The 22,462-nt window shown below is 64.7% G+C and carries 21 protein-coding genes and 1 riboswitch; of the genes, 10 read left to right on the top strand and 11 right to left on the bottom strand.

Annotation, left to right across the window (positions count from 1 at the left end):
• The first annotated feature begins 187 nt into the window (after window positions 1–187).
• Both WG899_RS00105 and WG899_RS00100 read left to right on the top strand, forming a co-directional pair.
• Window positions 188–1,561 (top strand): sigma-54-dependent transcriptional regulator, encoded by a 1,374-nt coding sequence (locus WG899_RS00105; RefSeq protein WP_339593585.1) that lies wholly within the window; start codon window positions 188–190, stop codon window positions 1,559–1,561.
• On the top strand, window positions 1,551–2,816 hold the full coding sequence (locus tag WG899_RS00100; protein WP_339593584.1) for a sensor histidine kinase: 1,266 nt from the start codon (window positions 1,551–1,553) through the stop codon (window positions 2,814–2,816). Before WG899_RS00105 ends, WG899_RS00100 begins: the two co-directional genes overlap by 11 nt.
• Here WG899_RS00100 and WG899_RS00095 read toward each other — a convergent pair.
• Genes WG899_RS00095 through thiC form a run of 5 tightly spaced genes read right to left on the bottom strand, consistent with a single transcriptional unit; the run spans window position 2,813 to window position 8,379 of the window.
• The gene (locus WG899_RS00095; protein ID WP_339593583.1) at window positions 2,813–4,402 is read right to left on the bottom strand and encodes a bifunctional hydroxymethylpyrimidine kinase/phosphomethylpyrimidine kinase; all 1,590 of its coding nucleotides are present in this window, start codon (window positions 4,400–4,402) and stop codon (window positions 2,813–2,815) included. The two genes, WG899_RS00100 and WG899_RS00095, sit on opposite strands and share 4 nt — an antisense overlap.
• The gene (locus WG899_RS00090; protein WP_339593582.1) at window positions 4,399–5,211 is read right to left on the bottom strand and encodes a thiazole synthase; all 813 of its coding nucleotides are present in this window, start codon (window positions 5,209–5,211) and stop codon (window positions 4,399–4,401) included. Before WG899_RS00090 ends, WG899_RS00095 begins: the two co-directional genes overlap by 4 nt.
• A gap of 6 nt (window positions 5,212–5,217) precedes the next feature.
• Window positions 5,218–5,442 carry a sulfur carrier protein ThiS gene (thiS, locus tag WG899_RS00085; RefSeq protein ID WP_339593581.1) on the bottom strand — a complete coding sequence of 75 codons (225 nt, stop codon included), beginning with the start codon at window positions 5,440–5,442 and terminating at the stop codon, window positions 5,218–5,220.
• 10 nt (window positions 5,443–5,452) lie between these two features.
• On the bottom strand, window positions 5,453–6,499 hold the full coding sequence (locus WG899_RS00080; RefSeq protein WP_339593580.1) for an FAD-dependent oxidoreductase: 1,047 nt from the start codon (window positions 6,497–6,499) through the stop codon (window positions 5,453–5,455).
• A 5-nt stretch (window positions 6,500–6,504) separates the two neighbouring features.
• Window positions 6,505–8,379: a phosphomethylpyrimidine synthase ThiC gene (thiC, locus tag WG899_RS00075; RefSeq protein ID WP_339593579.1), complete on the bottom strand. Its 1,875-nt coding sequence runs from the start codon at window positions 8,377–8,379 to the stop codon at window positions 6,505–6,507.
• A gap of 203 nt (window positions 8,380–8,582) precedes the next feature.
• Window positions 8,583–8,716, bottom strand: a riboswitch (TPP riboswitch).
• Window positions 8,717–8,855: 139 nt separating this feature from the next.
• Here thiC and WG899_RS00070 point away from each other — a divergent pair.
• Complete coding sequence (locus tag WG899_RS00070) at window positions 8,856–9,638, top strand: TonB family protein (protein ID WP_339593578.1); 783 nt, start codon at window positions 8,856–8,858, stop codon at window positions 9,636–9,638.
• A 42-nt stretch (window positions 9,639–9,680) separates the two neighbouring features.
• Here WG899_RS00070 and WG899_RS00065 read toward each other — a convergent pair whose 3' ends face one another.
• From WG899_RS00065 to WG899_RS00055, 3 genes are all read right to left on the bottom strand, one after another.
• The gene (locus WG899_RS00065; RefSeq protein WP_339593577.1) at window positions 9,681–10,379 is read right to left on the bottom strand and encodes a PEP-CTERM sorting domain-containing protein; all 699 of its coding nucleotides are present in this window, start codon (window positions 10,377–10,379) and stop codon (window positions 9,681–9,683) included.
• 76 nt (window positions 10,380–10,455) lie between these two features.
• Window positions 10,456–13,020: a beta propeller repeat protein gene (locus WG899_RS00060; RefSeq protein WP_339593576.1), complete on the bottom strand. Its 2,565-nt coding sequence runs from the start codon at window positions 13,018–13,020 to the stop codon at window positions 10,456–10,458.
• A 245-nt stretch (window positions 13,021–13,265) separates the two neighbouring features.
• Entirely contained in the window at window positions 13,266–13,682 is a 417-nt protein-coding gene (locus WG899_RS00055; RefSeq protein WP_339593575.1) for a hypothetical protein, read from the bottom strand.
• Between the two features lie 430 nt (window positions 13,683–14,112).
• Between WG899_RS00055 and WG899_RS00050 the strand changes: the two genes are divergently transcribed.
• From WG899_RS00050 to WG899_RS00040, 3 genes are all read left to right on the top strand, one after another.
• Window positions 14,113–14,451: an ArsR/SmtB family transcription factor gene (locus WG899_RS00050; RefSeq protein ID WP_339593574.1), complete on the top strand. Its 339-nt coding sequence runs from the start codon at window positions 14,113–14,115 to the stop codon at window positions 14,449–14,451.
• A gap of 183 nt (window positions 14,452–14,634) precedes the next feature.
• Window positions 14,635–14,883, top strand: coding sequence for a hypothetical protein (locus WG899_RS00045; RefSeq protein WP_339593573.1), 249 nt, complete (start codon window positions 14,635–14,637; stop codon window positions 14,881–14,883).
• Between the two features lie 146 nt (window positions 14,884–15,029).
• Window positions 15,030–15,383, top strand: coding sequence for an energy transducer TonB (locus WG899_RS00040; protein ID WP_339593572.1), 354 nt, complete (start codon window positions 15,030–15,032; stop codon window positions 15,381–15,383).
• 38 nt (window positions 15,384–15,421) lie between these two features.
• Here the strand turns inward: WG899_RS00040 and WG899_RS00035 are convergent, their stop codons facing one another.
• Complete coding sequence (locus tag WG899_RS00035; protein WP_339593571.1) at window positions 15,422–16,348, bottom strand: LysR family transcriptional regulator; 927 nt, start codon at window positions 16,346–16,348, stop codon at window positions 15,422–15,424.
• A gap of 139 nt (window positions 16,349–16,487) precedes the next feature.
• Here WG899_RS00035 and WG899_RS00030 point away from each other — a divergent pair, with 139 nt between their 5' ends.
• The 4 genes from WG899_RS00030 to WG899_RS00015 all read left to right on the top strand — a co-directional run bounded on the left by WG899_RS00030 (window position 16,488) and on the right by WG899_RS00015 (window position 19,337).
• Window positions 16,488–17,102, top strand: coding sequence for an FMN-dependent NADH-azoreductase (locus WG899_RS00030; RefSeq protein ID WP_339593570.1), 615 nt, complete (start codon window positions 16,488–16,490; stop codon window positions 17,100–17,102).
• Between the two features lie 50 nt (window positions 17,103–17,152).
• Window positions 17,153–17,542: a DoxX family protein gene (locus WG899_RS00025; protein WP_339593569.1), complete on the top strand. Its 390-nt coding sequence runs from the start codon at window positions 17,153–17,155 to the stop codon at window positions 17,540–17,542.
• A gap of 28 nt (window positions 17,543–17,570) precedes the next feature.
• Entirely contained in the window at window positions 17,571–18,437 is an 867-nt protein-coding gene (locus tag WG899_RS00020; protein ID WP_339593568.1) for a pirin family protein, read from the top strand.
• A gap of 177 nt (window positions 18,438–18,614) precedes the next feature.
• Window positions 18,615–19,337 carry a substrate-binding periplasmic protein gene (locus WG899_RS00015; protein ID WP_339593567.1) on the top strand — a complete coding sequence of 241 codons (723 nt, stop codon included), beginning with the start codon at window positions 18,615–18,617 and terminating at the stop codon, window positions 19,335–19,337.
• A gap of 16 nt (window positions 19,338–19,353) precedes the next feature.
• Here the strand turns inward: WG899_RS00015 and cueR are convergent, their stop codons facing one another.
• Window positions 19,354–19,821: a Cu(I)-responsive transcriptional regulator gene (cueR, locus tag WG899_RS00010; RefSeq protein ID WP_339593566.1), complete on the bottom strand. Its 468-nt coding sequence runs from the start codon at window positions 19,819–19,821 to the stop codon at window positions 19,354–19,356.
• Window positions 19,818–22,259 (bottom strand): heavy metal translocating P-type ATPase, encoded by a 2,442-nt coding sequence (locus tag WG899_RS00005; RefSeq protein WP_339593565.1) that lies wholly within the window; start codon window positions 22,257–22,259, stop codon window positions 19,818–19,820. Before WG899_RS00005 ends, cueR begins: the two co-directional genes overlap by 4 nt.
• Window positions 22,260–22,462: the final 203 nt, after the last annotated feature.

Genomic DNA, 22,462 nt, shown 5'->3' with positions numbered 1-22,462 from the left:
CAAGAGCCGTGCCAAGCGCCGAGCCAAGGGCTGAGCCGCCGTCAAAAGCGCTTTTCTCCCGATACTGTCCGATACCGGACAGCTTGGCGCCAGGCCCACTGTCCGGAATCGGACAGTTGGACTTTTGTGTGCGCCGCGGGCGGCTTTGCCGGGCAAATTCCGGTCGGGGGCTGCTATGGTGTCGCCCATGTCCATCCTGATTCTTGACGACGACCCCGATGTGGGCATCGCGGCCAAGTTGCTCTTGCAGCGCCGTTTTGGCCCGGTGCGCCTCTTGCAGCAGCCCGATGATTTGGGCGCGGCGCTGGACGCCGAGCCGGTCGAATTGCTGCTGCTGGACATGAACTTCCTGCCCGGCCGCATCGACGGTGCGCAGGGTCAGGCGGTGCTACGCGAGGTGATGCAGCGCGCGCAGCCGCCGGCGGTGATCGTGATGACCGCCTATGCCGAAGTGAACCTGGCGGTGGCCTCGCTGAAGGCCGGCGCCTTTGACTTCATCACGAAACCTTGGAACAACGACAAGCTGCTGGCCACGGTGGCGGCGGCCTTGGCCAGCCGCAAGACGGCGCCCAAGCCTCATGACTCGGCCGCTTCGGCGCTGCTGGGCGAGTCGCGCGTGATGCATGAGCTGCGCTCGCTGATCCGCAGCGTGGCGCCGACCGAGGCCAATGTGCTGGTGCTGGGCGAGATGGGCTCCGGCAAGGAACTGGTGGCGCGTGAGATCCATGCCTTGTCCAAACGAGCCGGCCAGACCTTTTTGTCGGTGGACCTTGGGGCCTTGAGCGACAGCACCTTGGAGAGTGAGCTCTTCGGCCACAAGCGCGGCAGCTTCACCGACGCGCGCAGCGAGCGCCTGGGGCGCTTTCAGGCTGCGCAGGGCGGCACGCTGTTCTTGGATGAAGTGGCCAATATGCCGCTGGCGGCCCAGGCCAAGTTGCTGACCGTGTTGGAACGCCGCGAGGTCACGCCGCTGGGGGCCGATGCAGCCGTGCCGATTGATGTGCGCATCGTCAGCGCGACGAATTTGGATGAGCAGGCGCTCTTCGATGCGCAGCGCTTCCGCCCCGACCTGCTGTACCGCCTCAACACCATCGTGTTGCGCGTGCCGCCACTGCGCGAGCGGCGCGACGACATCCCCTTGCTGGCCCAGCATTACCTGGCCCATTACGCGGCGCAGTACGACAAGGCCGTGCGCCCGCTGGGGCCGCAAACCCTGGACGGGCTGATGCGGCATGACTGGCACGGCAATGTGCGGGCACTGCGCCATGCCTGTGAACGCGCCGTGATCCTGGCTCAGGGCGATCAGTTCGAGTTGGCGGACTTTTCGTTGCAAGGGCCATCAACCAGCCCTGTTTCAGCGCAGGCGCACGCGGTTTCACAGGCGCCGGTTGCTGCAGCGGCGACCGAATCGAACCCTGCTTTGATGCCGCTCAGCGAGCGTGAGCGCGCCGCGCTGGAGGAGGCCATGCAGGCGGCCCAGGGCAATATCAGCCAAGCCGCGCGCCTACTCGGCCTGAGCCGGGCGGCGCTGTATCGGCGGCTGGAAAAATATGGACTCTAGACCGCGTCTGCGGCCCTGGCTGGCCTTGCTGGGCCTGGCTTTGATGGCGGGCGGCGCCGGCGTGGCCGGTTGGCAGCATGAATCGCCGCGGCTGGCGGTGCTGGCTTTGCTGCCGGCAATGGCTGGTTTTGTGATGGCCTGGCGATGGGGGCGGCGGGTGCAGGCGCAGATTGCGGTCGAGGCGCAGCCGGGGCCGAGCTTTCAGACCGGCGTCGATCAATTGGCGCGACAGCAGATGTTGGAGCTGGAGTCTCGGCTGGAGCATGCGCCGGTGGCCCTGTGGCAACTGCAGGGCCAGGGGGCCGTGCAGGCCCTCAACAATGCCGCCCGGCGCTTGTTGGCCCCGGGCGGCGCGCGTGACCGCGCCGATCTGCTGGCGCGCATCGCCGCGCAGGCGCCCGCCGCGGGCGATGGCTCGGGCCAGCACAGCCTGTTCAGCTATGAGAGCGAACGCGGCATTGAACGCTGCCTCTTGGCCAGCCGCGAATTGGTCTTGCAGCAGCAGTCGGTGCGGCTGTTGGCGCTGATGCCGATTGAGTCGGAGCTGGAGGCCGAAACGCTGAAGGCCTGGCGGCAGTTGGTGCATGTGCTGACGCATGAAATCATGAACTCGCTGACGCCGATCTCCTCGTTGTCGCGCACCGCGCTGGAGCTGTTGGCCGAGGCCGAGGTGCCGGCCGAGCAGCGGCAAGACCTGACCCTGGCGATGGACACGATCGCACGCCGCGCCGATGCGCTGGCGCGCTTCGTCGGCAATTACCGGCGCGTCAGCGAATTGCCGGAGCCGAAGATCGAGCCGGTCTTGCTGAGTGAACTGTTCGCCCGGCTGGAGCAATTGGTGGCGGCCGACTGGCGTGCGCGCGGCGGCGAGGCGCAATTCGAACTCGACTCACCGAGCCTGAGCCTGATGGCCGATGCCGGCCAGCTCGAACAGGCGCTGCTGAACCTGATCAAGAACGCCGCCCAGGCCTGCGCCGATCAGGCCCAGCCCAACTTGTTGGTGCGGGCTCGACTGGTGCGCGGCGGGCGCTTGAGCCTGGAGGTGCGCGACAACGGCCCTGGCGTGCCGGCCGGCATGGAGAACGACATCTTCCTGCCCTTCGTCAGCACCAAGCCTTCATCGCTGCAAGACAAGGCCGCCGGCGGCCAGGGCATTGGCTTGGCCGTGGTGCGCAATCTGGTCCACGGCATGGGCGGCAGCGTGCGCTACGTCAAGCCGGTCAGCGGCGGGGCTTGCTTTGTGCTGACGTTTTAAATCAGCGCAGGATGAGGAGGCTGTATCGCTCCTTCGACAGGCCTGTTGAGACCCTGTTCGAACGCCGCCTGGAACAGCGGTAGCTGCTTGGGCTCCTGCTCCAGCGCTCGGACCAGGCAGACCGCGGCAGCGCCCTGTTCGGCGCAGGCCTGCACCTGCTCGGGCGTCAGGATGCCGCCAATCGCCACCACCGGGCAGCCGGCCATGTGTACCCACCAGGCCAGGTTGTCCATGCCTTGGGCCTGCCAGGGCATGCTCTTGGTGGTGGTGGGCCAGACCGGGCCGCAGGCGATGTAGTGCGGCGCCAGGCCGCGTGCCCGCGCCAGCTCCCACAGGCTGTGGCTGGACAGGCCGAGTAGGGCGCCGCTGGCCAGCAAGGTCTTGCGCTCGTTGGGGCTCAATGCGGCCCAATCTTCCTGCCCTAGATGCAGGGCTTGGGCCTCCGCCGTCAGGGCGATTTGCCAATGGTCATTGATCCACAAGCGAGTTGGGCAGCCGGCCACTGCTTGCACCGCAGCCTCGATGGCAGCGCGCAGTGCTTGTTCGTCACGCACCTGCTCACGTTTGATGCGCAGCTGGATCTGGGGCAGGCCCGCCGCGGCCAGTTCGGCCACACGTTCGACGCGTTCGGTGATGGCGTACAGGCCCAGCGGTGTTTGCGCTCTGGGCTCCCTCTGCAAGACTTCGGTCCAGCGTGCCAAGGTGCTGGCGTCCAGCGCTTCGGCGCCGAAGCTCATCACCGGCATGGCGCGTGGCTCGGTGACAAAGTCGCCCAAGGCTCGAACCGGGCCGGCCCCGGCACCGGCAGCATAACCGTCACGTACCGCGCACCAGGTGGCCATCTTGGCCAGCAGCACCGCATCGGGCATGGCGAAGCCGCGCGCGCTGGCCGCAGCGGCGGCGCTGGTGAAGCTGCAGCCGGTGCCGTGGTGGTGGGTGGAGGGCAGGCGTGGCAGTGCCAAGTAGCCGCTGGCCAGCGGGCTGTCGAGCCAGTCTATGGCCAGCTCGTGTGCGGCGGGCAGCTCATCGCCGCCGGTGATGCAGATGCTGGCGGCGCCCAGTGCTTGCAGCGCCGCCGCCATCGCTTGCGACTCGCCCGTGCCCGTGGCCAGGCCCAGCAATCGCTCGGCCTCGCGCCGATTCGGCGTGATCAGATCGGCGCGCGGCAGCAGCTGCTCGCGGTAGGCGCGCAGCAGGGCCTCGTGGCCAAAGTCGGCGCCGCCGGCGCTGGCGCTGAGCACCGGGTCGACGAACAGGGCGACCGGCCCGACTCGCCGCAGCTGATCCACCACTTCGCAGAGCAGTTCGATCTGCGCAGCCGAGCCCAGCAAGCCGGTCTTGATGGCGCAAGGCCGCAAATCGCTGGCGAGTGCTTGCAGCTGGGCGCGCAGTTGCTCAATGGGGACGGGCCACAGGCTTTGCACGCCTTGCGAGTTCTGCGCCGTCAGCGTGGACACCACCGGGCATAGATGGACGCCGAAGGCGGCGGCCATGCGCGCGTCGGCCGAGAGCCCGGCGCCACCGCCGCTGTCATTGCCAGCTATCGACCAGACAATGGGCGGGGCCGGGTCTTGCGTCCACGTCATGGCGCATCCCCAAGCAAGAAGGCATGGCCGCTCACCGGGGTGGAGGGCACGGCGAAGTCCTGTGCTGACATCAAGCCTGCACGGTAGGCCTTTCGGCCGGCGCGAATCGCATCGCGGAAGGCTTCGGCCATGCTGACCGGGTCGGTGGCTTGCGACACCGCCGAGTTCAGCAGCACCGCATCAAAGCCCATCTCCATGGCCAGGGCCGCATGTGAAGGCGCGCCAATGCCGGCGTCAATGATCAGCGTGGCCTCGGGCAAGCGCTCGCGCAGCACTCGAAGTGCATAGGGATTCAAGAGCCCTTGGCCGGAGCCGATCGGCGCGCCCCAGGGCATCAGCACCGGGCAGCCGGCGTCCAGCAGGCGGCGGCACAAGACCAGATCGTCGGTGCAATAGGGCAGCACGGTGAAGCCCAGCTTGGCCAGTTCCTCAGCGGCTTTGAGTAGCTCGAAGGGCTCGGGCTGTAAGGTGTGTTCGTCACCGATGACCTCCAGCTTGACCCAAGGCGTCCCATAGAGCTCGCGCGCCATGCAGGCGAGCTGCACCGCCTCGCGGGCGCTGCGGCAGCCGGCGGTATTGGGCAGCAGGTGCGCGCCTTGGGCCTGGGCAGCTTGCAGGGCCAGGGCGACGAAGCCGTTGTCGCCCTCGGCCTGCAGCGTTCGCTTGAGGCCGACGGTGAGAATCTGCGTGCCCGAGAGCTTGATCGCGTGCACCAGCGTCTGTGGGCTGGGGTAGCCGGCGCTGCCGAGCAGGAAGCGGCTGTTCAGCGTGATGTCGCCGATCTTCCAGCTGTCATGCGTGTTCGTCATGGTGCTTCAACCTCCCACAATGGCTTTGAAGAGCAGCACTTGGTCGCCGTCCTTCAAGGGTGTTTGTTCGCGCGCCTCACGGGCCACAAAGCGGCCGTTCAAGGCCGTGGCCACGCTCTCGGGCGCGCGCTGCAAATGGCTGAGCAGGTCGCTGATGGCGCTGGGCGCAGGCAGTTGCAGGCGCTCGTCGTCCAGAAAAATCGTGATGCAAGGGGATGGTGCGGTATTCATGGGGACCTCTTCATTCGATGCTCAGATCGGCCAGCTCGCTTTGCGCCAGCAGGCGCTGAAGCAGAGCCGGCGCCAGCAGCCAGCCGTGGCGGTACAGGCCGTTCAGGCGCAGCAGGCCGGGCTCGCAGTGGCAGTGGGGATGGTTGTCGGGCAGGGCGGGGCGCAGATTGCGGTCCAGCCGGGCGATGCGGGCCTCGGCCAATGAGGGCATCACGCTGTGCGCCGCCGCCATCAGCTCCACCGCGGTCTTGAGGCTGACCGGGCTGCGGTCTTCGCTTTCAATCTCGCTGGCACCCAGCACCAGTTGATCGTGGCTGCGCGGCACCAGATAGATGCGGTGCCGCGGGTGCAGCAGGCGCAGTGGCCGGCGCAAATCGTGGCCGGGCAGATCCAGCGTGATGACCTCGCCGCGCACCCCGCGCAATTGCGGCAGCTGTGGTTTGGCGCCGAGGCCGCGTGCGTCGAGCACCCAGTCAAAGCGTCGAATCTCGCCGCTGCTGAGTTGCAGTTGGCCCGGTTCAACTGCATCAACGGCGCGGACCCAATGCCAGCTCGCATCAGCGCCTGCATGCAAGGCCGCCATCAGCTCGACCGGATGGATCAAGCCCTCACCCGCCAGCGACCAGGCTTGCAGGCCCGGCAGCAGCGCGGGCTCCCGCTGCGCCAGCTGCGCCGCGCTCAAGGGCTGGGCCTGCGCCAAGCCGCTGGCGCGCAGCCGGCTCAGCACCCGCTCGGCCGCACCCAGGTCTTGCCGATGCGCCAGCAATAGGCTGCCCTCCAGCGCCAGGCAAGACCTGACCCCCAAGGCCTCGGCAATGCCGGGCCAGAGCTGCAGCGAGGCAAAGCCCTGGGCTGCAATCTCGGGCGAGGCCGCCTCCAGCTCGGCCAGGGGGCTGAGCATGCCGGCGGCCGTGAAGGCGGCCGCGCCCTGGCCGTCGAAGCGGGGATGCGCGTCGGGTGCGGGGTCGAAGACTTCGACCGAATGGCCGGCCCGGCTCAAGGCCCAGGCCGCCAGGCGGCCAACCAGGCCGGCGCCGGCGACTCCTATTGTGGCCATGGGCTTCAAGCCTGGGTGCTGCTGTCCACGGCGATCGGAATGTAGATCTCGCCGCCCTGGGCCTTGAACTCGGCACTCTTCTGAGCCATGCCCTCGCTGTACTCACGCACATCCTGTGTGATCTTCATCGAGCAGAACTTCGGCCCGCACATGGAGCAGAAATGCGCCACCTTGGCACTGTCCTTGGGCAGGGTTTCGTCGTGGAAGTCGCGCGCGGTTTCGGGGTCCAGGCCGAGGTTGAACTGGTCGGTCCAGCGGAAGTCAAAGCGCGCTTTCGACAAGGCGTCGTCACGCGTCCGCGCCCCCGGGTGACCCTTGGCCACATCGGCCGCATGAGCGGCGATCTTGTAGGCCATCAGCCCGGCCTTGACGTCGTCGCGGTTCGGCAAGCCCAGGTGTTCCTTGGGCGTGACGTAGCAAAGCATGGCGCAGCCGAACCAGCCGATCATGGCCGCACCAATGCCGCTGGTGATGTGGTCGTAGCCGGGCGCGATGTCGGTGGTCAAGGGGCCGAGCGTGTAGAAGGGCGCTTCGTCGCAGTGCTTGAGCTGCTCGGTCATATTGGCTTGGATCAGGTGCATGGGCACATGGCCGGGGCCTTCGATCAGCGTTTGCACCTCATGCTTCCAGGCGATCTTGGTCAGCTCGCCGAGCGTTCGCAACTCGGCGAACTGCGCCTCGTCATTGGCGTCGGCCAAGGAGCCGGGGCGCAGGCCATCGCCCAGCGAGAAGGTCACGTCATAGGCCTTCATGATTTCGCAGATCTCTTCGAAATGCGTGTACAGGAAGTTCTCTTTGTGATGCGAGATGCACCATTTGGCGAGGATGGATCCGCCGCGCGAGACGATGCCGGTGCGGCGCTTCACCGTCATCGGAATGAAGGGCAGGCGCAGGCCGGCGTGGATGGTGAAGTAGTCCACGCCTTGTTCGGCTTGCTCGATCAAGGTGTCGCGGAACAGCGCCCAAGTCAGGTCTTCGGCCACGCCGCCGACCTTCTCCAGCGCTTGGTATATCGGCACGGTGCCGATGGGCACGGGGCTGTTGCGGATGATCCAGTCGCGGGTGGTGTGGATGTTGCGGCCGGTGGACAGGTCCATCACCGTGTCCGCGCCCCAGCGGGTCGACCAGACCAGTTTTTCCACCTCTTCTTCGATGGAGGAGGTGACGGCCGAGTTGCCGATATTGGCGTTCACCTTCACCAGGAAGTTGCGGCCGATGATCATCGGCTCCAGCTCGCTGTGGTTGATATTGGCGGGGATCACCGCGCGGCCGCGCGCCACCTCGTCGCGCACAAACTCGGGCGTGATCAGCTCGGGGATGCTGGCGCCAAAGGCGTTGCCGCGCAGGCGCGCTTCGCGCTCGGCGTCTTGCTGGTACTCGCGCATCCACTCGAGCTTTTGGTTCTCGCGGATGGCGATGTATTCCATCTCGGGCGTGACGATGCCGCGGCGCGCGTAGTGCATCTGGGTGACGTTGGCGCCCTGGACCGCACGGCGCGGCTGGCGGCGCAGACCGGCGCTCATCTGCATCAGCTGCTCTTGCTGGCTGGCTTCGCGCAGGCCGTCGTCGATCAGTTGGATGGGGCGGCCCTCGTAGACCTCGGTGTCGCCACGTGCTTCCACCCAGGGGGCGCGAGTGGCGGGCAGGCCGGTCTTGACGTCGATAGCCGCTGAAACATCGGTGTAGGGACCGGAGGTGTCATAGACGCTGACCACCTCGCCATTGGTCAGGCTGATGGCGCGCATGGGCACGCGCAGCTCGGGGTGGCGCTCGCCGGCGATGAAGATCTTGCTGGAGCCGGGCAAGGGTGTGCGCGTCAGTTCCAGGCTGGAGTTCAGGGCCTTGATGGTGTTCAGGCCGGGGTCGGTCACGGTGTTCATCGGTGGCTTTCTCGTTGGCAGGTGGGTGCTACGAGGGCCGAAACGATGTCGGTCGTGGACCGGCGTCAGAATGGGACTGTCCCTGGGCATTGCCGGTGATGGCACTGCGACGGGCGAGGGGTGGGGCCTTGGCGGTGCGAGGGGAGGAGGCGGCTGTGGCGACAGCGGCCGGCCCCGGAACACATCCAGGGCCCGCAACCCCAGGCAGGGGGACGGGCTCTTCTTACGCCGGTATCAACCGGATCAAGTTCAGCGGGTCTATGGCTTCCACCACATCTCAGCCCGGCATGTTCGTTTGATACAAACAACATGCAGCAGGGCACCCCGGAGCAAGCGGGCAGTATAGATGCGCATTAGTTCATGCTTGGCCAAGAATTTAGGTAGTAACCCGACGCTCATTCCAATGGGGCGCGTGCCTAAACTGCCGGCCTCTGGCGTAGTCGTGTCGCGCCCCCTCGTGTTGGAGTGCCTTGCTCATGATTCGACGCTTGCGCCATGCGCTGCCTGAGTCACCCACCCTGTCTCGCTTGCTGATGCTGATGGTTTTGTCATCGGCCGGTGTTACTGCGGCCCAGGGGCAGGGCGCGTCCGCGGCGCCAAGTGCCAGCCCGGCGGCTGTCAGCGCCGAGGAGCGGGCCCAGCAGCAGGCCGACAAGGTGTTCACCTGGATTCGGCTGCATGCCGAAAAACCGCAGGCCAAACGCGTCGTCGCCACGCCGACAGAGTCAGCCACTGCGGCGAATTCGGCTGTCGCGCAGGCCAAGGCTGCCGCGAAGCAGCCGAGCAAGCCCGCCGCCAATAACGCGACCGCAGCAGCCGTTTCAGCCGCAGCGGTGATGGCCGATGCCGGGCAACGCACGCAGCCAGCCGCGCCCCAATATGTGGCTCAGCCCGAACCCGCAGCGGACCTCGCGCTGCTGGCCAGCGCGAGCCAGGCATCAGCGTCGACTGCACGCGAGCTCATGCCGCCAGCCAAACCGGCGCCCGTACCGGAGCCCGAGCCTGAATTGGCGGCCTTGCAGCTCTTGCACAAGGTCGATCCCGAACTGCCGCGCCAGCTCTACCGCGACTTCCGTGGCGGCACGGTGATGCTGCGTTTTGTGGTGCAGCCGGATGGGTCGGTGGATCAGGCCGAGGCCTTGAATGCGAGCAACAAGCGCTTGGCCGTGGCTGCGGTCTCGGCCTTGAATCAGTGGCGCTTCGCACCGATCAATGCGCCGCGCACGGCGACCGTGGAGATTGGGTTCCAGGTCGAATAAGGGTGAAAGCCACTGCGATTGACCAGCAACCGCAGCCGGGACTCAACGCTGTTGGCGACTTCTGTACAAGGCGAACAGTGCGGCGCCAACCAGGGCGCCGGAAGCCGGCTCGGGGACAGGCGTGGTGTTTCCGTCTTTTGTGAAGTCCAACTCATTGAGGGCGAAGTCCAGATTACCTTGAGCTGTGCCCCGCACCGAGAAGCTCACGTGATCAATGTCTGCACTCGCCCGGCTCACTCCCAGGAAGAGGGCCGAGTTGTCCTTTTTGCCGCTGGACAGCCCCTCTGCTTCGTAGCTCTCTAGCAGCAGGTTGGCGGTGTCGAATACCTCGATGATCCCGACGAAGCTGCCCCAGTCAATCGACGTCAGTTGAGCCCCCACCTTGGCAACTGGATTGAGGAAGTCAATCGTGATGGCGCCCGCGACAAAGACGTTAGTCAGCAATTGGTCGTCAATTGCGAAGTTGCCTGCAAAAGCAGACCCGCCTTCGTCGAAGCGCGTCATGTCGCCGCCGTTATTGCTCACAGTTGCTGCAGCTCCGCTTACTGAGCTCACTACTGCTGGCGAAGCTACGGTGGCTTCGTCAGCTCCGAGCTGACCCCACTTGATGGAGTCGCTGCCCGCCAGCGCGGCTCGCGAACCGACGAAGGACGCTTGTGCGCTCGGGGCCAGTGCTGCACCCAGCAACAGGGCTGCGCAGGCGCGCCAGAGTTGTTGGCGCTTGGGGCTGTGTCGATTCATGGCGGATTCTCCGAGGTCAGTATTCGCGGGATCAATCGTCTTTGTCAGTTCAAAAGCGGCGGGCGGGTTTTTCGCCTCATGGGTTCAGCGGCACGCGCCATGCTCCGCGGCCATGCGTGAAGGCGTACAGATAGGGGCTGCCTTGGCTGTTGATTTCCAGGTGCTCGACGCTGACATTGCCAAAGCCGGTGTTCTCTCGGTACCAGTTGGCGCCACCGTCGATTGAGGTGTAGACCCCGATGTCGGTGCCGACATAGACCCGCGCCGAGTTGCTGGGGTCGACGACCACCGTATGCGCCGGCACTTTGGGCAACACATTCACTCCGGCCCCCGGCACGGCCACCCAGCTTGCACCAGCATTGGTGGTCTTGTAGACGCTCAGGCCCGAGAAGTTCTCGTAAGCGGCATAGGCCACATTGCTATCGTTCGGATCAAAGGCAATGCCGCCTACATAATCTGTGCGTGGCCGGCTGTTCGGCCAAACGGTGCTCCCGGTCGCCGTCAACGCATTGGTGTTGTAGATGATGTAGCCATCACTCATGCCGATGATGACGCGACTGGTGTTGCTGGGTGAGGCAGCCACTGCAGATACCGAGCCGTTTCCCGGTGTCGAGTTACTGGCATGGTCCCAGTTGCTGGCCTGATTGGTGGTACGCCAGATATCCCAGCCGCCCGTCCACAAGTGCTGCTTGTTGCCGGCGTTCATGTGGAAGGGGGCGATGAAGGCAAAACCATTGTCACTGATGCCCGCCACCGCGTCACTGAAGGTGGCGCCTCCATTGCTCGACTTTTGGATCGACAAGCCCGTGTATTCGGCAAACAGCACGTCATTGGCCGGATTGCTGTCACCCAAGGTGTCAACAGCGTTGTAGCCGCCATCTCCGCCGAGCAGCTTTTGCCAGGCTGTGGAGGCGGTGGTGCCGCGCCAGGTACCGTTGTCCTGCATGCCGCCGGTGAAGGCTGAGCCATCTGGGTAAACCGCCCCGTGGTAGAACTGAGTGGTCGAGTAGTTGTTGTTCATTTCGGTCCACTGCACCATGCCGGCAACTGGGCTGCCGCAGATGTTGTTGACCGTGGTGCCCACGGCGCCGCGGGCGTTGTTGGTTTTGAAGACGCCGCCATCGCTGGCCACGTACATGGTGGTGTTCGCGCCGCCGTCGTAGTTCGGATGGAAGCGGATCACATGATTGTCGGCATGGGCGTAGTTCGGGTGGCCCCGGTCAAACCACCAATAGCTGGCGACGCCCCAGTTGCGCCCGCCATCGTCGGAGCGCATCAAGTCGATGCCACCAGACCACACTTTTTCAGGGTCGATGGGATCCACCGCAATCACGTTGTCATACCAGCCCTGGTTGTAGTTGCCTACGCTGGAGCCCACGCATTGGCTGAAGGCGTAGACCGGGTTGGTCAATTGGACACGGTTGACGGGATTGGGGTCGCTGGCGCTGACCTGGGTGGTCCAGCTGCCGCTGGCGCCACTCGTGGTGGACCGGAAGACGCCAAGCATGCCGTAGCTGCTGCGGTTGGACGACAAGGCGTAGATGTAGTTCTCGTTGGATGGCGCAATCGCCAGCGAGGTGCGCCCCATATTCGTGGCGGTGAACACTGGCGTGAAGCTGCTTGCCGTCGAATCCAGGCCGCGATAGATGCTGGCCTGAGCGAAAGTGCCACAGGCGGCGAACACATAGCCCACAGCGCGTTTGGCTTGTAGCACCACATCCTGGCAACCATTCACGCCAGAGGCATTGATCAGTTTGGTCCAAGAGGTGCCCCCATCGTTGGAGCGGAAAAGGCCCGTCCGGGTGGTGGCATACACGCGGTTCGGCGAGCGTGGGCTGACCACAATTTGCGTGACGTAGCTGAAGTCGCCCAAGACCCCTGCAGGCGGTACCGAAGCAGTCAGGGCGGTCCAAGTAGCGCCGCCATCGGTGCTCTTGTAGATGCCGGTGCCGCGAATCGCGTCGCCGTTGAAAAAGCCCTCGCCGGTTCCGGCGTACAGCACCTGGGGATTGCTCGGGTCCATGGCCAAACTGGCAACGGCGATATTGGGCAAGACCAAGTCGGTCAGTTGATTCCAATCGGCGCCTGCGTTGAGGCTTTTCCAAACGCCGCCGCCCACTGAGGCCGCATACATCACACTGGGGTTGGTCGGGTCGATCAGCAACTGTCGCGTGCGGCCGCCCTGATTGCTGGGCCCAAGCGAGGTCCAGGTTCCCAAGGCGGAGCCTGGCGCTGCAGCGGCCTCCCGACCGACCTGCATGATGCGATTCTGCCGCGTCGAGTAGGTCGGCGTTTTGCGAGCCTCTTGTGCAGCGCTGAGGTAGCGACGCGGGTCCAGCGCACGCATGCCGGTTGTCTTGCTCGGGCCTCGGGTGATGATGGGGCCGGTGCGCTTGTTGACGTAGAAAGCCACCGCCTCGTGAGGCATGTCGGCCCGTGCCGGGTTCGACATTTTTTCCTTGCGCTCGATCCTCGACTTGAGAAAGGCCAGTTTGTCTGGCTTGACCAGCGGCTCAGGGGCCACTTCGCGGCTCTCGTCGCTAGTCGGGGTGGGGGTGTCAGTGCTGGCAATGGCTGGCGTCACGCTCATCGCGCCTAGTACGAGCGCCGTCAGCAAACCTGTGGGCTTACGCTTTGTCATCAGTTCTTCTCCAGATCTGTGTCCAAGGATGACCGACATGCGAGGTTTGTCGCCGCAGCCATACAGCGTGAGGTGGAGCTCGGAGTTCAGGACTCGAACCGGGCCTCAATTCAAAGAGCGGACCGATGCTAGCGGTTCCGTTTCGGCAACGGTTGCAAAAAATCGGGCATCCCCCCCTGTTTGAATGGAAACGCCGAAATCCTCTGGACTTGCTGTGTTGATCGGAGTATTGGTCCGTGCGGCGGCTACTCCCTGCGGGGCAGGCGGGGAGCGCTTGCGGGTGCGCTTGTCGCCGCCGCTGCGGGCTCGGGCGCAAGGGTCGGCGCGAGCCGATTGATCTGTTTGGCACTGAAACCGGCTTCGGCTAATGCGCGCTGAACCGCGGGCTGCTGCCAAAGTCCGGCGTCGCAGAGTGATTGCTTCAAGGCGCGTGCGCCCTTGGCGTCCAGGCTTGCGGAACGGTAAGTCCGCAGCAGGCGACGCAAGGTCTCGGCATCTTCGGTTGACAAGAAGTCAGGTGGTGCGGCGCCACCGTCCGGCAGGCTGGGGCAAGTCGCGCCGGTGGGGAGGTTGACCGCGGGCTTGTGGGGTGGCTCTGCTGCTTGCGCACCTGCGTTTAGCAGCAGAAAGAGCAGTGTCACCATCGAGCGCCAAGCTTGCATATCCCTTGCTCCTTGTGGAAACTGGACGATTCGACCCTGTTTGGCCAAGCTTAGGGTCGCTCACTTATCGACCCAGAAAAACATCCAAACGCAGGGCTGCGAGTATGCGCTTGATGCAAAAAACAGTTGCTTGCACGTTCTCCATGAGCGGCCCAGGGTTCATTTTTTTAACGCTCAATTTAACAGTTATTCGCAATATCGACCCGACTTGTCCGCGAGAGGAGATGTAGCTCTTGCGATACCGGGTCGCGCCTTTGATGACTGTCGGCGTGAACAAAGGCGTGCTCATCAATTGCTTGCGTTTGGTTGCAAGTAATCAATCATGCAACGAATGCGGATTTTCACTAGAATCCGTCCATTCGCCTATGCAGGCTAGGGCTGTCGCTCGTGTCTGCGATGGGCTGCCGACCCCGTCTTTCGTTTTAAGCCCATGCAAGACCTTCCTCAAAGCGCGCTGGTTCAAGTGGCCACTTATTTCCAGGTCTTGTCCGAGCCCACGCGTCTGCAAATCCTGAATCTCTTGCGTCAGCAGGAGCGCAAGGTCGGTGAGCTGGCCGAGCTGTGCGGATTCAGTGCCGCTAACGTATCGCGTCATTTGAGCGTTCTGCAACAGAACGGCTTTGTCGAACGCGAAAGCCGTGGCACCAGCGCCTTCTACCGTATTGCCGACCCCTCCGTTTACGACCTGTGCGATTTGGTCTGCGGCAGCATTGCCCGGCGCAGCGAGCTGGAGGCGCAGCAGAGGGCGGTGTTCAAGGCCGCGCGTTGAGGCGCCGCGGGGAAGGCTGGGGGAGGCTGTGTCCTCGGCGAGTATTTGGTTGAGTATGGCGAACTCCAACTAACGGCCAGACGAGGTCTTTATTGAGCAGCCCATTGGGGTAACTCACCATCAGCGCGAGACCCCGTGAGCGCCATCCAGGACTATGCTGGCCGAACCCAACGGAGGCATCTCATGCACAACAACTCGCTCCAGCCCGCGTACCTGAATTCGCTCTTGACTGCGGGAGCGAACCTTGAACTGTCGTACAACGATTTGGCGCCCCATGCCAGCGACAGGATGGCCTCGGCCTTGGCGATTGCGAAGCACGCCAATGAAGTGGAACGGCAGGTCAAATTCATCGGCATCAGTGCCAGCACGGTGGGCCTCAAGAGTTTGGCCGATGCGGGTGGCGGTTTTGTCACCTTCTCGCTGGTGAACTGAGCCCTCGCTGTGTCCGGGGCTTGCCGGACGGTGCTCGAAAAGCTATTGCCTTCGAACTTGTCGGGGTAGCACCCGCTCTGAGTGGGCGGGGACATTGCTGCGGCGTAAGTTCGCCACTGACCCCGGATCCGCTAACAAGGAGCGTTATGTCTCGACTGCTTTTTCAAGCCCTAGGGCTGGCCCTGATGTGTGCGGGATGTGCCACCGAGCCGCCCCGTGAACCGGTGCGGCCTGAGCCGGCTTACGTTCAAGAAAACGAGGAGTGTGCCGCTAAAGGGCCGCCCGACGACAGCGTTTGGGGCATGAAGTTTGACCCGCGACCCTATGGTTGGGCGCAGCTTCGCTTCGATGTCGAGAGCGGCGCCGTGACCCATATTGAAATCATCGACGCCAGCCCTCGCCATGTGGTCGAGGCCCCGACGATGGCTCTTTTTCAGAAGCTGCGTTTCCCCTCGGGCAAGTCGGCGCGTGGCTGCGTCTGGAGCCACAAATGGGGCTGAGGCAGGCCGCCGCTTAAGGTCGCCGTGGAGCAGGCCACTCACCCTTGCCCCGGGCAACTCGACAGCGCCCCTGCTAAAGCCTCCAAGAACACCCGCGTGCGCAGCGGCATCAAGCGGCGCTCTGGGAACACGGCCCAGCAAGGCACCGGGGCCAGGCACCAGTCGGGCAGGATGCGCACCAGCTCACCGCGAGCCACATAGTCCTGGGCGAAATGTTCACCGACGGCGGTGATGCCGACACCCGCGCAAGCCATTCTCAGCAGCAGATCGGGGGCGTTGACCAGGGTACGGCGGCTCGGTAGGCCTTGCCAGCGCAGCTCGGGGGCGCCTTCGCCCTGGCTTTTGCGCAAGTCCCAAGCCATGGGCTCGCCGGAGCGGCTCAGAATCATCAGGCCGTGGGCGTCTTGCAAGGCCTCGGGCAGCAAGGGTTCGCCATGGGCTAGCAGATAGGCCGGCGAGGCATACAAACCATTGCTGAACAGGGCCAGGCGGCGCGCGGCCAGCTGGCTGTCCTCCGGCAAGGGGCCCATGCGCACCGCCAGGTCGAAGCCTTCGGCAATCAGGTCCACCCGCCGGGGTGAAAGGTCCAGGGACAGCATCACCTCGGGGTAGTCCAGCACAAAGCGGCTGAGCATGCGGCTCAAGGCCAGATTGGCCAAGTCGCCCGGCATCGAGACGCGCAGGCGGCCGCTCGGACGTTGTTGCCGGTGCAGGGCCAAGGCCAGGGCGCCATCCACCTCGCCGGCCAGGGCGCGGGCATGCTCCAAGACGCCGGTGCCGAACTCGGTCAGCGTCAGGCTGCGGGTGCTGCGCTGCAAGAGCTTTTCGCCCAGGCGCAGCTCCAGCGCCGCCACGCGGCGCGAGACCGTGGATTTGGGCAGATTGACCCGCTCGGCCGCGCGGCTGAAGCTGCCGGCCTCCACCACCCGGGCAAAAAGCAAAAGATCGTCGGCGTCGAGGCTCATCGGTTCTTGAGGCTTGATTGGTGCATTGGTGGAACGATGTTATCCAATTCAATGGCTTCTGGTGCAAATCGTATATCAATACAGTGAGGCCATCGTCAACACAAGACGCTCACTCAGCGCCAGAAACAAGGACCCCGCCATGAAGATTCTGCAAATCAACTCCAGCGCCCGCCGCCTGCAAGAAGACGGCCAAGGCTCCAACTCCACCCGCCTGGCGAATGAGCTGGTGGCGGGTCTGCTGGGCCAGGCTCAGGTGGCCGAGCTTGAAGTCTTGGATTTGCTCGTGCAGCCGCAGCCGGTGCTGGACGAAGCCGCGCTGCAAGCGATGTTCACCCCGGCCGAAAACCGCAGTCCGGCCCAAGCCGAGCGAGTGGCCTTGGACATGGCCTTGGTGGAACAGCTGCGCGCGGCCGATGTGCTGGTGCTGGCCGTGCCCATGATCAATTTCGGTGTGCCGGCTCAGCTGAAGAACTGGATCGACGCGGTGGCCAAGGCCGGCGTCACCTTCCGCTACACCGCCAATGGCCCCGAGGGCTTGTTGACCGGCAAAAAGGTCTATGTGGTGCTGACCCGTGGCGGCATCTACCGCGACCAGGCGGCCGACACCATGGTGCCTTATCTGCGCACCGTGCTGGGCTTTATGGGCATGAAGGATGTGGAATTCATCTACGCCGAGGGTCTGGCCATGGGGCCGGAGTCTGAGGCCCGCGGCCTGGTGGCTGCGCGTGAGCAGATCGCCGCGTTGAGCGTTTGAAGCCGGTGGAGCCGGTGAAGCCAATCGTTAGAAGGAAACGGAGCCCTGGGATGAACACAACCGATCGCAACACCAAGACATGGCTGCGCCGTGCCGCGCTGCTCTTGCTGGCCCTGCCTTTGTTGGCGGCCGGCGCCGCCAAACTGGCCGGCGTGCCGCAAATGCATATCAGCTTCGCCTTGATGGGCCTGCCCGCCTGGTTTGGCTATTTCATCGGCGCGGCCGAGGTGGCCGGGGCCATCGGCTTGTTCATCTGGCCGCTGCGGGCCTGGGCGGCGTCTGGCATTGCGGTGGTGATGCTCGGCGCCTTGGGCTTCCATGCTTTGTACACGCCACTGAGCCAAGGCATTCCCGCGCTGATCTTGCTGGTTTTGAGTTTAGGTTTCTCCGGGCGCAGCCCCAAGCACACACAATCAGCGCTCTCTGTTTGCACGCAGTAAAGACCAAGAAAACGAAGAAAGGCAGCTCATGACAAGCACGACCACAAGCCTGAGACAGCCGCGCGCGGTGGAGCGCCTGATTGCCGGCCAGGCCACCAGCGACGGCGCCGGGGTCAAGCTGACCCGCGTCTTGACGCAAAACCTGCAACGTCGCCTCGACCCTTTTCTGATGCTGGATGCCTTTGGCTCGGACAAGGCGGACGACTACATCGCCGGCTTCCCCGACCATCCGCACCGCGGCTTCGAGACCATCACCTATATGCTGGAAGGCCGCATGCGTCACCGAGATTCGGCCGGCAACGAAGGCCTGTTGGGCAATGGCGGCGTGCAGTGGATGACGGCCGGGCGCGGCGTGATCCACAGCGAATTGCCCGAGCAGGAAGAGGGCCGCATGGAAGGCTTTCAGCTCTGGCTGAACCTGCCCAGCTTCGACAAAATGCGCGCGCCTTGGTATCGCGACATCCCCAGCGCGCAAATCCCAGAGTTGGAGGTGGACGGCGTCAAGGTGCGGGTGATTGCGGGCGAGAGCCACGGAGTCGCCGGCGCGGTCCAGCGCGCGCACACTGAGCCGCTCTATTTGGATTTGCATTTGGCGCCCGGCGCTCGCTTCAGCCAGGCCTTGCCCGAAAGCCATAACGTTTTTGTTTATGTGTACCGAGGCGAGTTGCAGTTTGACGCTGGCGTGCAGCTACCGCAGCAGCGGATGGCCATCATGGCCAACACGCCGGGCAGCGACGGGCTGAGCTTCAGCGCCGGTGCGGCCGGTGCTAGGGCGATTCTGGTGGCGGGGCGGCCCTTGAACGAACCGATTGCGCAGCACGGGCCCTTTGTGATGAACACGCAGACCGAGCTGATCCAGGCGGTGCGGGATTTTCAGGCCGGCGTCTTGGCTTGATGCCGGGGCCGCATTGATCTTGCGGCCGAAGCAGATCTCTTCGCCAATGCGCGCAGAGCGCACCGGCGCAGGCCTTCTGTTGAATCGCTGTGCTTTATTGCGGTCATCGCCTCATCCTGTCAGGAATTCACCGTGTTTGAGGCGCTATCCTGAGGCTTTGGGTGTTGATCAAGGTCGATGCGGGTAAAGCGGGTGTTGCGATGGATGTGGGTCTTGGCCTTGGGCAGTTTGGCGCTTTGTCGCGTCGAGGCGGCCGACTTGCGTGTGCTGGTCGATACCAGTGCCTCCATGCCTTATGCGCGCTTTGAAGGCGGTGAATTGAGGGCCGGGTTGAGCCGTGATCTGGGCCTCGAGTTGGCGCGCCGGCTGGGCCGCGAGGTGCAATTTGTGCCGGTGGCTCGCAAACGCTTGGCCGCAACGCTACAGGCAGGTCAGGCCGATCTGGTTTGCGGTTATGCCAGTCATTGGTTGAGCGGCCCCTTCCAGTGGAGCCGGCCGATGGCGCAGCACGAGGACATTTTGATCACTCGCGCCGACGCAGCGGCGCCGCGCAGTCTGAGTGATGTGGCCGATCAGGCGGTGGGCGCCATTGCCGGCTTCCGCTACGCCGGCATCGAGCGCCAACTCGGGGCCCGGTTCATTCGCGACGATGGGCCGGACGCCCAGGCCTTGCTGCGCAGGCTGGCGGCCAAGCGCATCTCGCATGCCATCGTCAGCCGCAGCTATTTGGAGTTTCAACGTCAGCAGGGCAACTTCACTCAGGCCTTGCATCCCCCCTTGCAGGTGGACAAGGTCGCACTGCGTTGTGCACTGGCGCAGGGTGCAGACCTGAGTCTGGCGCAACTCGACGAGACTCTGTCGGCCATGCAAAAAGACGGCTTTCTGCAGCATCTGCCTTGAGCGGCCCCTTTGCGCCCTAAGTTGGGCGGCGGCTGCGCTTGCCGTTTGAGGGCGGCGGCGCGGCGGGTGTCTCGGGGTCGCTTAGGCCTTGCAGAATCGGGCAGTTCGGTCGGCCGTCACCCTTGCAGTGCTGCACCAGGGCTTGCAAGGTTTGCCGCATAGAGGCCATCTCGGCCATGCGGCGGTCCAGATCGGCCAGGTGGGCGGCGGCAATGCGTTTGACGTCCGCGCTGCTGCGGCCCTGGTCTTGCCAAAGCTGCAGCAGTTGGGCGATCTCGGCGATCTTGAAGCCGAGGTCGCGGGCGCTGCGGATGAAGCGCAGCGTGTGCACATCGCGTTCGCTGTACTGGCGGTAGCCCGACTCGCTGCGCGCGATGGTGGGCAAGAGGCCCAGCGACTCGTAGTGACGCAGCATCTTGGCGGATACGCCCGAGCGCGCTGCGGCTTCGCCAATATTGAACTCAGCGCTGGTGGACTGATTCATCGTGCAGCCTTCCAGCGTTTCAGCAGCAAGGCATTGCTGACCACCGAGACGCTGGACATGGCCATGGCCGCACCGGCAATCACCGGGTTCAGATAGCCCAAGGCCGCCAGCGGAATGCCCACCACGTTGTAGGCAAAGGCCCAAAACAGGTTCTGCCGGATCTTGGCGACGGTGCGGCGCGACAGATCGATGGCCTGCGCCACCAGCGCCGGGTCGCCATGCATCAGCGTGATGCCGGCCGCGGCCATCGCCACATCGGTGCCGGTGGACATGGCCAGACCCACATCGGCGGCGGCCAGGGCCGGGGCGTCGTTGATGCCGTCGCCCACCATGGCCACGCGTTGCGGGCCTGCATGATTCGAGGCAGTCTGCCCAGCCTGCTTCAGCTCGGCGACGATGCGTGCCTTGTCTTCGGGCAGTACCTCGGCTCGCACTTCGTCGATGCCCAGTAGCTGGCCGACGTGATGGGCGCTACCTGCGTTGTCGCCGCTGAGCATGACGGTGCGAACGCCCATCTTGTGCAGGGCCTGCACGGCAGCCGCTGCGCTGGGTTTGATGTTGTCGCCGAAGGCCAGCAGGCCCAGCAGGCGCGGTGCGGTGCCAGCGGTCGACACATTGGCTAACCATGAAACCGTGCGGCCTTGGCGCTGCAAATCATCGGCCTGTGTCTGCAAGGCGCTGGTCGCCACGCCCAGCTCTTGCATGAAGCGACTGCTGCCGAGGCGCAAGTCCATCGTCGCGCCGTCGATCGTCAAACTGGCGGCCACACCGCGCCCGGCCACGGCCCGCATCTCGGTCGCCTGCGGAACCGCCACCGACTTGGCAGCCGCCGCCTCGGCCACCGCATGGGCCAGCGGGTGCTCGCTGCCCGCTTGCAGCGCGGCGGCCCAGGCCAGCAGTTGCGCGTCCTCGGTGCCGGGGGCGGGTAGCAGGGCGACGACCTGAGGCTTGCCGACCGTCAGGGTGCCGGTCTTGTCAAAGGCCACCACATCCAGCTTGGCGGCCAGCTCCAGCGCCTCGGCGTCCTTGATCAGAATGCCGTGCTGGGCGGCGACGCCGGTGCCGGCCATGATGGCCGTCGGCGTGGCCAGGCCCAAGGCGCAAGGGCAGGCAATCACCAGTACCGCCACGGCGTTCAGCACCGCTTGTTGCCAGTCGCCCCCCAAGAGGCCCCAGCCTAACAAGGTCAGCAGGGCGAGACCGATGACCACCGGCACGAAGACGGCACTGACCTGATCGACCATGCGCTGGATCGGCGCCTTCTTTGCCTGGGCCGATTCCACCAGGCGAACAATCCGCGACAAGGTCGACTCGGCGCTAAGTGCACTCACGCGCACCAGCAGCAGGCCCTCGCCATTGACCGCGCCGCCGACCACCTTGTCTTTGACGGCCTTGCTGACGGCCAGGCTTTCGCCGGTGATCAGCGATTCATCCACATGAGACGAACCTTCCAGAATCTCGCCGTCCACTGGGATGCGCTCACCGGGCCTCACCAGCACTTCGTCGCCGAGGCGCAGCTGACCCAAGGGCAGCTCTTCTTCCTTGCCGTCGCGGCGCACCCGGGCGGTCTCGGGTTGCAGTTTTTTGAGTGCGCGAATTGCCTCGGTGGTTTGCCGCTTGGCGCGCGCCTCCAGCCACTTGCCCAGCAGAACCAGGGTGATGACGACGGCCGCCGACTCAAAGTACAGCGCCATCGTGTGCGGGCCATTCAGCCACAACTCATAGACCGACAAGCCAAAGGCCGCGCTGGTGCCCAAGGCCACCAACAAATCCATATTGCCGCTGCCGGCGCGCAGCGCGGCCCAGCCGGCCTTGTAGAAACGGCTGCCCAGCCAGAACTGCACGGGCAATGTCAGGGCCAGCTGCCAATAGCCGCTCAACATCCAGTGATGGCCGAACAGCATGCCCAACATCGGCAGCACCAGCGGGGCTGAAAGCAGCGCCGCGATCAGCACCGGCCAGCCGCTGTGTTGCCAATCGGGCTTTGTAGGGCCGGCGTCGGCATCTCCAGACGGCAGCCGGGCGTCGTAACCGGCCTTGGCAATCGCTGCGATCAAGCTTTGCGCCTCGACGGTGGCCAGCATGTGGACGCTGGCCGACTCGGTCGCCAGATTGACCTCGGCCGACATGACGCCGGGCAGCTTCAGCAACGCCCGCTCGACCCGGCCCACGCAGGAGGCACAAGTCATGCCGCCGATCTGCAAGGTCAGGGTTTTCTCCGGCAGGCTGTAGCCCGCGGCCTCGATGGCTCCCCGCAGTGGTGCCAGCGTCATCTCGGCGCTGCCGCTGACGGAGGCGGTTTCGGTGGCCAGATTGACTTCGGCGGCCTGCACGCCCGTGACGCGCAGCAAGGCTTTTTCCACCCGCTTGACGCAGGAGGCGCAGGTCATGCCGGCGATGGGGAGGGTGAAGGACTGGATGTTCGAGGGCTTCATCATGGCTGGATACTAAGGCTTGCCATGATGGGAAGGTCAAGCCCCGCGCCATTCTTAAGCCGATCTGCTTCGGTTGATTAGGTTTACCCGCACGATGCCGGGGGTTCGGCCCGGCGGCCGACCTTCTTTCTTGGGCGCCCAAGAAAGAAGGCAAAGAAAGCGCCCCTGCCGCATGGCCCTGCGGGTCCGCTCGGATGCTCAGGTTC

It is taken from the genome of Paucibacter hankyongi (assembly GCF_037482915.1).
GTDB classification, from domain to species: Bacteria; Pseudomonadota; Gammaproteobacteria; order Burkholderiales; family Burkholderiaceae_C; genus Paucibacter_A; species Paucibacter_A hankyongi.
The sequence above is the reverse complement of the archived record's forward strand: the minus strand, read 5'-3'. Positions and strand labels throughout refer to the sequence as shown.